The 12114-nt window shown below is 39.4% G+C and carries 9 protein-coding genes and 1 pseudogene; all 10 read right to left on the bottom strand.

Going from position 1 to position 12114, the window contains the following annotated elements:
• Positions 1-6: 6 nt before the first annotated feature.
• Positions 7-1455 (bottom strand): sodium/proline symporter, encoded by a 1449-nt coding sequence (locus tag NON16_RS17465; protein WP_257350709.1) that lies wholly within the window; start codon positions 1453-1455, stop codon positions 7-9.
• 23 nt (positions 1456-1478) lie between these two features.
• On the bottom strand, positions 1479-1607 hold the full coding sequence (locus NON16_RS17470; protein WP_257350710.1) for a hypothetical protein: 129 nt from the start codon (positions 1605-1607) through the stop codon (positions 1479-1481).
• A 21-nt stretch (positions 1608-1628) separates the two neighbouring features.
• Positions 1629-3071: an aldehyde dehydrogenase family protein gene (locus NON16_RS17475; RefSeq protein ID WP_257350711.1), complete on the bottom strand. Its 1443-nt coding sequence runs from the start codon at positions 3069-3071 to the stop codon at positions 1629-1631.
• A gap of 210 nt (positions 3072-3281) precedes the next feature.
• Complete coding sequence (locus tag NON16_RS17480) at positions 3282-4031, bottom strand: glucose 1-dehydrogenase (protein ID WP_257350712.1); 750 nt, start codon at positions 4029-4031, stop codon at positions 3282-3284.
• Between the two features lie 394 nt (positions 4032-4425).
• Positions 4426-5148: an acetoacetate decarboxylase family protein gene (locus NON16_RS17485; protein ID WP_257350713.1), complete on the bottom strand. Its 723-nt coding sequence runs from the start codon at positions 5146-5148 to the stop codon at positions 4426-4428.
• A 150-nt stretch (positions 5149-5298) separates the two neighbouring features.
• Positions 5299-6741: a sigma-54 interaction domain-containing protein gene (locus NON16_RS17490; protein ID WP_257350714.1), complete on the bottom strand. Its 1443-nt coding sequence runs from the start codon at positions 6739-6741 to the stop codon at positions 5299-5301.
• 184 nt (positions 6742-6925) lie between these two features.
• The gene (locus NON16_RS17495; RefSeq protein WP_257350715.1) at positions 6926-8272 is read right to left on the bottom strand and encodes a purine-cytosine permease family protein; all 1347 of its coding nucleotides are present in this window, start codon (positions 8270-8272) and stop codon (positions 6926-6928) included.
• Between the two features lie 95 nt (positions 8273-8367).
• Positions 8368-8697, bottom strand: coding sequence for a cupin domain-containing protein (locus NON16_RS17500; protein ID WP_257350716.1), 330 nt, complete (start codon positions 8695-8697; stop codon positions 8368-8370).
• A gap of 1 nt (position 8698) precedes the next feature.
• Entirely contained in the window at positions 8699-10441 is a 1743-nt protein-coding gene (locus NON16_RS17505) for a hydantoinase B/oxoprolinase family protein (protein ID WP_257350717.1), read from the bottom strand.
• Position 10442: 1 nt separating this feature from the next.
• Positions 10443-11963, bottom strand: a pseudogene (locus NON16_RS17510) (hydantoinase/oxoprolinase family protein); the annotation flags it as partial.
• Positions 11964-12114 lie beyond the last annotated feature (151 nt).

Consider the following 12114-nt stretch of genomic DNA (forward strand, 5'->3'; position numbering starts at 1 on the left):
TATAGTTTAAGAGATTGTTTTACTCTCTGATTCTTGTAATTCTGTTTTTTTATTTTTTGTTAGTATGCTCACAACAAATATAGATAATGTTGCCAAACCAGCAGCTGGAATCAGTTCATAGATATAGGCATCGAAAGGAGTATTCTTCCAAATGACTGTTACCAGTGTTCCAGTAACCATACCAGCGGCAGCTCCATGTTTCGTTACCAAATTGGTATATAAACTTAAGAATAACAAGGGGCCAAAGCTGGCTGCTAACCCACCCCATGCATACATGACAAGACTAAAGACTGCTTCTAAGTTCAACAGAGCGATCCCAGTGGAAATAACACCAAGGATCATCATAGTCCAACGGCTAATACTTAAAATCTGTTTGTTAGTAAATGTTCTTTTTGTTATGGACTTTAGTAAATCACTGGCGATTGATTGTGTAGCGACCATCAATTGTGAAGAGAATGTAGATTGGATTGCGGCAAAAACAGCTCCTAATACGACTCCTGCAACAATCGGACTCATCATATCCACGGTTAACCTTGGAAAGACGTTTTCAGGATCTGTTAAATAATTCGGGTAGATAATGCGTCCAATGAGCCCCAGTAAGTTAGAACTAGTCATCATTATGATGACCCACCCCATAGCAATAATAGAGCCATTCCTAAGTGTTTTTGGATCTCTGGCTGTAAGAAAGCGCTGAGTAATATGAGGTTGACCAGGTACACCGAACCCAAACAACACATATCCCAGAACAAGACCAATTGCCGCTGAACCCGCCGCACCTCCTGTTGTTGATAATAGAACTGGATCAATCGCCATTAATTGTTGCCAAAAAGATGTCCATCCACCTAATTCGAAAAAGATCATATATATAGGGAATATGACCAATACACCAACCATTAATAGTCCTTGAATAAAATCCGTCATCATCACCGAACGATAACCACCAAAGATGGCATATCCAAGTACAAAAGTAGCAGATAAGATAATACCTGTATTAAAATCAAAATCAATAAACACATCAATTGCTTTTCCAGCAGCAACTAGTTGGGATGCCATATATGAAACGAAGAAAATAGCAATAATAATACTAGCAATAGCTTTGAGGAGATGAGATTTATCATTAAACCTTTTTTCAAAATAATCTGCTAGACTAAGAACGTTATGCTTTATGCCAAAATCATGTAACTTTGGGGCAAATACAAACCAGTTAAGAAAGTACCCAACAATAAATCCGGGTAGCATCCACATAGTTGATGCCCCTGCGACATACGCTGCTCCAGCCGCTCCAATGAATACCCATCCACTGGAATCAGTTGCTCCTGCGCTAATTGCTGTGACCCATGTCCCAAAATTACGATCCCCTAAATAATATCCTTCTTCACTTTTGGAGATAAAACGCTCTGATGTAATTCCAATGACAAAAACTGCTACTAAGTAGATAATAAATGTGATGATCATTGTTATTCCCCCTTAGATAGGAACTACTTCACTTCACCTGACCTTTTATCTTTTCTACTCAAAATCATCATAGTAACAACTGTCACCAACATCCCTGCTAATGGGACAATCACATAGAATGTCCAAATGAATCCGGGAATTGACTGATCCATATTAACACCTCATTTACAATTTTAGTGTAAGTCAATACTGATCGTCTTCAAATCTGACATTTCCTGAATAGCATATTTTCCTCCAACACGACCGATCCCACTAGATTTTCCGGCAACACCTCCAAATGGGATGTGAGGCTCCCAGTAATTGCTATTTTCGTTTATGTTGACCAATCCAGTTGGCATTTTTTCCGCTAAAGAAATTGCCTCCTTTAAATGATTGGTATAAATTGCAGAAGCCAAACCCCACTTATTTTGATGGGTGATTTTTAGTAACTCTTCCTGAGTGCTAAATGACATTACAGGTGCAACAGGACCAAACGTTTCATCAAGGTTATATAAACTATCTTGTTTCACATCGATAATTACGGTTGGCTCAAAGAATAAGTCATTTGAAAGATGAGTAGCTCTCTTTCCACCAACCAAAAAAGTTGAACCTCGCTTTTGGCTATCCGCTACATGCTGTTCGTTTTTCTTAATTACTGGGTAATTATTAAGTGGGCCCATCGTTGTCTTGGTATCAAATGGATCACCTAGTACAACCTGTTTGGCATACATGGTCAATTTTTCAACAAGAGCATCGTGTACATTCTTTTGTACCAAGATACGCTCTGTCGCCGAACAAATTTGTCCTGCATTCGTAAAACATCCTTTTGCAATCGATTGTGCTGCATAATCGAGATCCGCATCTTTTAATACAACGGTAGGCCCATTTCCCCCCAATTCGAGAAGTAGAGGTTTACCAGCTCCTCTTTCAGCAATTAATTTTCCTGTAGCGGAGCTTCCACAAAAAGCAATTGCATCAGAATAGGGGCTAGATACAATTTCATCTCCGACCACATTTCCCATACCCGTAACTAAATTAATAACGCCTTTAGGAACTCCAGCTTCTTCGAAACATTCAGCAAATTTGACTGAGCAAACAGTTGTGGTTGGGGCTGGCACCCAAACAATAGTATTACCAGCTCCTAACCCTGGAGCAATAAATTCAGTTGGAACCATTAGTGGAAAATTCCACGGAGTGATGACGGCATACACTCCTTTGGGTTGTAAAAAACTATACACCCTTTTATAAGGATCTTTTGTAGCAGTGGATGATGTCTCTATCCATTTGATCTGTTCAGCAGTTTCCGAAAATGTTCTTACCACCGATTCAACCTCCTGTATTGCCTCGGTGTAATATGGTTTTCCTTGATCCAGCGTAAGGGCATGAGCTAGTACTTCTTTCCTTTGTTCCACTACTATAGAAATCCGTTGTAATAAACTTGCTCGATCCCAAACAGACCATTTCCGAAATTCCTCTGATGCCTTTCTCGCTTCTTGAAGGGCTTGTCGAGCATCCTCTCGGGAACCTTCAGCTACTTGGGCAATCTCTTCTCCAGTTGAAGGACTAAAAGCAAGGAAATGTTTATCCCCTTCTGCTTCCTTCCATTTTCCACCAACAAACATTTTTAGTTTTTCCAAGTAAACTCCCCCAAAATATAAAAATTTCATTCTGTCCATAAAAATAACTATGTCATTTCTCCATATGAACTATTTATTGGGCTGTGGTTACAAATCAAGTCTAACAAATCCCCTTGTGATAAGGCTTAGATACTAAACAAATTCGTAGAAGTATTGATTTCCTTTTAAAAACAAAAACGTACCAAGGGGAGGCAACTCATTTACAGAGCTTTATTGTGCTGTATAACCTCCATCAATGATTAATTCTGTACCCGTTATGAATTTTGATTCATCTGATGCGAGGTAAAGGATTCCATAGGCAACATCAATTGCTTCGCCTAAATGTCCCATCGGATGGAGGCTTTCTATTTGTCTGACTTGCTTCTCTGAAAATCTGGCATGCATTGGCGTATGAAGATAACCTGGATGTACACTATTTACACGAATTCCATAATTTGATTTCGCACAATGAAGTGCTGCCGATTTACTTAATTGACGGACACCGCCTTTACTAGAATTGTAAGCAGCTAAATGTGGCTCAGCTATATTACCTTCGATGGAAGAGATATTGATAATAGAACCTCTATTATTTGCTTTCATAGCAACAATTCCATATTTAGTGCCCAAAAAAACTCCATCGAGATTCACCTCATGTATACGTTTCCATTGTTCATAAGTACAATCCTCAACAGAGGCTTGCATGGCAATTCCTGCATTGTTCACAAGTACATCTACTTGGTCAAACTTCGAGATCACAATATTATATACATTTTTCCAACCTTCCTCATTTGTTACATCATGCTGAATAAAGATAGCATTGCCACCTTTATTTTTAACTTTCAGTAAGGTTGCCTTTCCTGTTTCTTCATTTATATCTGTTAGTACAACCTTAGCCCCTTCTCTAGCAAATAAAAATGCAGTTGCCTCACCAATTCCTGATCCTGCTCCTGTAATCACAGTAACTTTATCTTTTAATCTCATCAAATCACCTAATTAATTCTAATTTGTATTTGGTTATCGCCTCTTTAATTGCCTCATGATGTTCTTCTAACTAAAGGTTTGTGAACGGTTTACTCAAAAAGTGGTATTGCTGGAGTAGTTATCGTACCTTGAAATTTTCTATCATTACAAATTAATGTATTTAATACTTTTTCCATCCATTAGATTCAGGCGCTTAGCATTTGAAAGCGTTACCATTTAACGGTTGATTTAATCCAAGCTAAAAAAATCATCTCATTATTTCACCATTCCATCGCGTTCTTCTAGTAAATATCAGCTTATCTTCTGGGATACACGCATAAACTCTTGCTACCGCATTGGCCGTATCATAGTAATCATGTTCATTCTCTACAGAAATAAAGGAAAAACATAGATATTATTTTACCAACGGAACAACTTGATCGATTACCTTCCCGTAAGTCAAAGTAAAATCTCCAACCACAAAAACCCCTCCCAGTACTTCTATAGGTCCTAATTCAGTTAAAGGATCAAAGCTCGAATGTTCCCATTCCACTGTAGCAGTTCCTGTTTTTCTAGTATGAATCACGGAATCTACGAACTCATTTAAGATCACTTGATCCATATCCACTCCATATTGATCCGCTCTTGGCATACGTTTTACTTGTAAACGCGGAAACAAATTAGGTGGATTAACTTCAGCATCATCCAATTTTAACGTAATATCTATAATCGTTTTTCCTTTGCGGATGATTTTTCCAAGTATTTCTCCGCTCTTTTCTTCATAAATAACTTCTGATAACTTTTTAGGGTAACCCCATATTTCACGACCAGCACATAAAGCTTCATCTGTATCCACATATTCATAAGCCATATGGGCACCTACTTTATCCTTATATTTACATGGAATAACAATTCCACCTTCTGAATAAGGCTCCAACCCTTCAACTTTTTCATTCTTTAATACAAAGATCTCAAATACATCAGAAACGAATTCAAAATTACTTGGCAAGAATTTTTCAATCGCTTCCCTACGACCGCGGCAATAGACACTAATTTTATGATAGTCTTTATAATAATAAGGAACTTGAGGATATAACGGTGCATAATCGGGTAAAATGGTGTACTCAGGTTTCCACATAGTTAAAACCTCCTGATTTTTTTGAAATTTTCTTTCGCACTTCTTATGTATGCAAGGTTTGTGCCAACTTTTATAAGCCCTATTTCTCAATGGTTTCTAAGTACAAAAAAAGTAATTACCCAATTATTCATAATAATTTAGGGTAATTACTCATTTTTGGGTATTAATCTTGACATGATAAATAAATGGTCGTAATTCATACTTTTCGATTTTGTTATTAAGGGTTTGTTGGGGAATATCCAGCTGACGTGCTGCCTTTGAAACATTACCATCATTTTTCATTAATGCCTGCTTAACCATCTCTATTTCTAAGTCCATGATTGCTTCTCTTAACCTTGGAATTTTCTTTTTTGAAGAAATAAGGGTATCCTGTTGTTGTAATGACAGGAGCGTATGGGTCTGTATATCTTTCAAACAAATGAAATCTCCCTCTACTAAATTCATCCCTCGTTCAATCAAATTTCGTAACTCACGGATGTTCCCAGGCCAATCATGATTCATAAAAAAGTCCATCGTATCAGGGTTTACCCCAATAATAGATTTCTGAAATGTATGATTATAATAGTCAACATAATGATGCACAAGTTCTGGAATATCGTTCTTTCTATCACGCAATGGTGGTATTTCAAGATAGATTACATTTAAACGATAGTATAAATCTTTTCTTAATTCCCCTGACTTTACAATGACTGCTGGATGAACATTTGTAGCTGCTACAACTCTAATCTGAATAGAAAACTCTTTTTGTCCACCAATTCTACGAACTTTTCCTTCTTGTATTACTCGTAATAGCTTTGCTTGTAAAGATAAAGGCATAGAATTGATTTCATCTAAAAACAGGGTTCCACTATGAGCTAATTCAAAAAGACCAGGACGATCTTCTGCACCAGTAAATCCACCCTTTACTGTGCCAAACAAAATTCCTTCAAGCAGCGTTTCTGGAATTGCAGCACAGTTTTGAGCGATAAGTGGTGAATTTCGATTAGGCGATGCAGCATGGATTGCTTGGACAATTAATTCTTTACCTGTACCTGTCTCCCCATAGATAAATATGGGGGATTTTGTTTTGGCAAGGATAGGTATTTTTTGATTTAACCCTTGGATTTCATCGCTTTGTCCTAAAATCGGATCCTCCAAACAATCTTGTGGAGATTGAGTTTTTTGGATCCGAGTTAATGATTGATGTGATTGATGTCTTTCTTGTAACTTTACTATTTTATTAGATAGTTCTTCTATTGCAGAAATGTCCTGAAACACTTCAAAAGCTCCAACTATGACTCCATCCTTATACATCGGATAAGTAGATGTTAAAGTCATTTTTCTTTCTCCACGATAGGTTATAAAAGATAGGGTTCGGTCTATAATCGGTTTTCCCGTTGAAAGAACTTGAACAATTGAACTATATTCCTTTTTTAATTTTGGAAAAACGGTAAATAGCGATTTTCCAATGTCATGTTCCGTTCTTAACCCAATCCCTCTAGTAGACTCATTGATAAAGATAATTTGCAAATCTAGATCCACCACTAAGACCCCATCACGAAGATTAGAAAAAATTTGTTGGATCCATCCTCTTTCTATTGGAAAACCTCGCATAAAATATCACCCTACATCGATTTTTATTAAAACATATGGACTAGTTAAAGATGATTCACAAAAACAAACTTCTTATTCTTACAATTATATAGTATGGACACTTTCAAGCCAAAAGGGCGTACAATTTTGCACACCCTTTTATGTCATATATTTATTTCCTAATTAAATTTTCATGTCCATCTACTCAAATTGCATTCTGATTTCGGTCTTTTTCTAGGGGACCTAGTTCCGTTTCTGTGAAATGGTCCGGTTTCACACTTGACTTAACCTTCATTGCAATTAAATAGACGATTCCTGAGGCAATAAGTGATTGTACGGCTGGTATCCCAAAGGAATTTACATATTGGGTCAAATAACCAATAAAGGTTCCAAATACAAGAGCGATTGTGGCCATCCAGTTCCACCCTTTATTATCGACCCATTGCTGATTTCGTAGGAAAAAGAAATCAGCCATCATAACGCCTGCTATTGCGGGATAAATCAATGCGGTCATGTAAAGGAAATCCATGAAATAATCTAGTATTCCAGCAAGGGCGATCACAATCGCTATGATTGTTCCACCAAGTGTCAACAAAGCACGACCTTTATTTGAGTTGACATTGAACATGTTTGCCAGCGCTAGTCCCATACTGTAGTTGTTTACAAGCTGACTTGTCCATGTCGCAAACCACAGGATTAAGAACCCCCAAAGTGGAAATCCAAGATTCATCATGACATTTACGATGTCGGCATCACCAACTCCTACAGACATAATTGCTCCAACGTAAAACAATGGGAATCCCACAGCAATTATGCCTAATGGAATTAAAATATTGTCCTTTACTTTAGGCTTCGCGTAGCGCGTATAGTCGGAGGCAATTACCCATTGAGAAACGTTCACCCCGATGATAAGACTCACTGCAGCTAAAAAGGTCATCGATGATTCTGGTTTCCAAGAAGTGATCGTTTCCCATCCAGTGTTTTTCAAAGCGTAGAAAATACCAGCAATAATAAGAACAAGTCCAGCCGGAACAGCAATATAATCTGTCCACTTCATAGATCCGTACCCAATGATAGAGGGGATTGCAAACAATAGACCAACGATTATGGTTACAACTGCCCATGAAAATACCTGGTTTTCATAATCAATACCGACCATAGCTGATATAGCGTTCCCTGCGACTGCTGTTTGTAGAGCCCACCAACCTAATGAGACGATGAAAATGGTCAACCCTACAATGAACCTTGCCTGCTGAGCACCGAAACTTGTTCTAGCAACCACCGAAGAGGACCGACCTGTTTTTGCTCCAATATACCCAGCAACCGCATTTCCAATCCACTGAAAGACAAACAGAGATACTAATAAGATCCAGAAAATTGACGACAGCCCGAATGCTCCTGCAAGCGTTGCTCCTACCATTAAGACTGGTATTGTAAATTCCAACCCTCCGAAAATCATAGCTGGTGTCAACCAGTGCTGCCTTTTATCAAATGGTATTGCGGAAAGTGCTTCATCTTTACCTACAGATTTTGTGATTCCTTTATCCTCCATGCTTCCATCCCCTTTTTACATGAATTTTATAAAGAAAACTTGGTCCCTAAAGGTGGACTTAAAGGCAGAGGTTCCTGCCCTTTTGAGTCAATCCCTTAACCGACTAAAACAAATACAAGTTCGCACTCCTCTGATCCATCATTAAAAGCAATATGTTCTTCACCAGCAGGAATAAAAGTTGCTTGACCAGAAGATACTCGGCATTGATTACCATCAATTTCAGTAAGGAGTGTCCCTTTCACGATAACCGAATATTCGTTTTCTTCATGGTTTGAGACACCTGTTAAAGGAACTCGTTCTCCTGGATTGATCGTTACCGTACCCACTTTTACATTTGAATCACCTTTTTCCTCTTTAAATAAGGTCCTGAGGGAAAACGCCTTGTTTTGTTCTGCAGTGACCTCTTTGATGCTAAGAACCTTCATTCTACTCCCCCCTCTTCTCTGTAATCCCCTCGACGTTATATGTTTCACGATCGACAATAACACCGAACTTTTCTTTTGCCTGTTCAATTGACATGTATCCATTTTTCACATCAAGTGCGACTTGGTCTTCCGGACGTGCAATCGGGTTTCCGTAACCCCCTCCAGTAGCGGTCATTAATTTAACGACATCGCCTTTGTTCAATGGATACCGAGCATAGATTCCGAATGGCCCATCAACCTCCCCATTAGCCTTTTCAATAATGAATTCATTCGGCGAACCATCTTCTCCACCATTTGACCCCCATGGCATGAATTTATTTCGTCCAAATGTTGCTGAAACCATCTGATTGTCTGTCATGGCACGATAAGAACGAGTTACGCCAGCACCACCAATGTATTCCCCAGCTCCAGCACCATCTGTCCGTAAGCTATACTCATCAATCATGACACCGTAGCGAGTTTCAGCGACTTCAATTGGCACATTGTATGTCTCACCGTCTCCGATACAAAACTGTCCTCTTGCTCCGTCCTGTCCTTTAGCTGCGCCCCAGCCACCAACAGAAGGTTCGACAATTAGGAACGGCTCATCTGTGTCATGATGATTTCCAGCCAGGATGACGGCACAAACTGACAATAGATGTCCTGAAGATAATCGTTCAGGTAGCTCAGGAGCCAGTGCTTGCCAGATCAGATCTGCACCTGCTAACATACTTTCCCAATAAATAGATACTGGTGCAGGCCGTTCAGCTGCCATAACTGACTTTGGATCTGTAATAATTTCAAGTGGTCTGAACACACCATCATTTACATCTTGAGATGGATTCGTAATTGCTAAGAAAATGGTACGAACCGCTGATACAAGTGCTGTGTATGAACAATTAATCGGTCCAGGAACCTGAGGGTGACTGCCCCGGAAATCACAAATGAACTTTTCATCTGTAATCGTTACCTTAACTTGAATTTTAAATGGTCCGTTCCCAAACCCGTCATCATCAATAAAACTTTCGGCCTTAAATGTTCCTTTAGGTAGCTTAACTAATTCTTTACGTGCCATTTGTTCTCCTTGATTTAAGTGGTGATCAACAGAAGCAAGTACCACATCTTCCCCATGTTTCTCACAAAGCTCTTTCACCCGTTTTTCACCAGTTCGTAGGGCAGCAACCTGAGCCCATAAATCTCCAAGTGAAAGTTCTGGGAACCGTACATTTGATTCAATGATATCAACAATCGGTTGGTTCAGCTTCCCTTCGTCATAGAGCTTCACACATGGGAATTGTAGTCCTTCCTGGAATATTTCTGTAGCGTCATTACTGAATGAACCAGGGTCTTTTCCTCCCACTTCAGTCCAGTGGGCCTTGTTTGCTGAAAAAGCGACGATTTCACCTTTGTAAAAGATCGGCATCACTAATCCGACATCAGATAGATGAGATCCACCACCGCCATAAGGATCGTTTATAATGACAATGTCCCCTGGCTTTAATTGATCTTTTTCGCCAAACTTCTTAAGCGTCTGCTTAACCATGAACGTCAGCATTCCAATAAAGCCTGTAACACCGTTGCCCTGTGTTAAAAGTTGCCCTTTGGAGTCTGTCAGACCACTTGCATAGTCTAAAACCTCATATATAATTGGGCTCATCGAAGTCCGTGCCAAGGCATAGAACATTTCATCACCAGTGGCAATTAAAGAATCTTTGACAATTTCTAACGTGAACGGATCGACTTTCACATTCATTGAAGTTGTCATCTTACTCCACCCCCGTATCAATGATTAAGTTTCCGTATACGTCTACCATCAGCTTCTGACCAGGATATAAGACTGTCGTTGCTGAAGGTTCTTCAACAACAGCTGGACCTTGTACCTCCATGCCGGGAGCAAGCCATTCACGATGGAACACTTTTGTTTCCAACCAGCCATCCTCTTCATAAAATACGTTCCGAACCTCTTTCAGGGCAGAATCCAGGCTTTCAGTTGAAGATTCAAGCTTTTGAAGCTCCGGTTTTTGAACAGTACCAAATGCAGTCAGATGAAGATTAACAATTTCGGTTGGAGAATCATCTAGTTTGAATGTGTAATTCTTTTCATGAAGGTTATGAAAGCGTTGTATGATTTCATCGATCGCTTTCTCTGTCAATTCCCCTTCTGGTACAGGTACTTTTACAGTATGTTCCTGACCTGAATATCTCATATCAGCAAAACGAGAGAACATGATTCTATTTTCTTGTACCCCTTCATCCTTATATTGGTTAGTTGCCTGGAACTCCAACTTTATCCACTCTTTATTCAACTCTTCAAGTTCAACATCATTTAATCGTTTGATGTAGGTTTGAATGTAATCGTGTCTCAAATCAGTCATCAACATTCCCCATGCAGCAAATACAGATGATGCTACTGGGACAACGACTTTCTTAACTCCTAAATCTTTTGCAAGGGCGGGAGCATGCATTGAACCGCCTCCACCGAACGCAACAAGTGTAAATTCCTTTGGATTGTATCCTTTTCGAACAGAAATTAGCTTTAACGCATTCAGCATATTTGAGTTTGCGATACGTATGATCCCAAGCGCTCCCTCTTCTTCAGATAGCCCATATTGATTCGAAACATTCTCCTTGATCGCCTTTTTAACTGAATCAAGGTCAACTTTGTAATCGAAATTTTCAGGAGACAAACGACCAGTGATCAAGTTCGCATCAGTGGTTGTCGGTTCAGCCCCACCCTGTCCATATGCGACAGGTCCAGGTACTGCACCAGAGGATTGTGGCCCGACTTTAAGTGAACCACCATCATCAATCCAAGCAATCGAGCCTCCTCCGTTACCGATTTCAACGATATCTACTACAGGCACTTTAATCGGATAGCCTGCGTTCCGATCATTTTTTTCAATGTAGTAATCGGTTGAAATTTTCACTTCTCCCTTGTTGATCAACGAACATTTTGCAGTTGTTCCGCCAATGTCGAAAGCAATGATATTTTCATCACCTATTATTTCACCAAGAACGGCTGCACCGTAAATACCTGCAACTGGTCCTGATTCGACCATGTTGATCGGTGTCTCTTTTGCCTGATCGAAAGTGGTTGTACCTCCGTTGGATTGCATAATATAGTTATTGCTGTCCGCCTCTTTCTCAAGAAGCCTCCTATTTAATTGATCTACATAGGAAGCAGCAATCGGTTTAACATAGGAGTTCAAAACAGCTGTGCTTGTCCGTTCGTACTCCCGCCATTCCTTCGTTACTTCATGGGAAGCCGTTACAGCAACTGAACTGTATCCCGAATAATGGACACTTATAAAAAAAGTCCGTTATTCGGGATTTTTTGTGTTAACTTACACGGAAAACCCGTTATAATCAAAACAAATGGAGAGAACGGGGAATCAAGTATGAGTAAACGAATCTTTAACGAATTTCAACGTAGACAAC

This window comes from Pseudalkalibacillus decolorationis, assembly GCF_024609785.1.
Taxonomy (GTDB): Bacteria; Bacillota; Bacilli; order Bacillales; family Fictibacillaceae; genus Pseudalkalibacillus; species Pseudalkalibacillus decolorationis.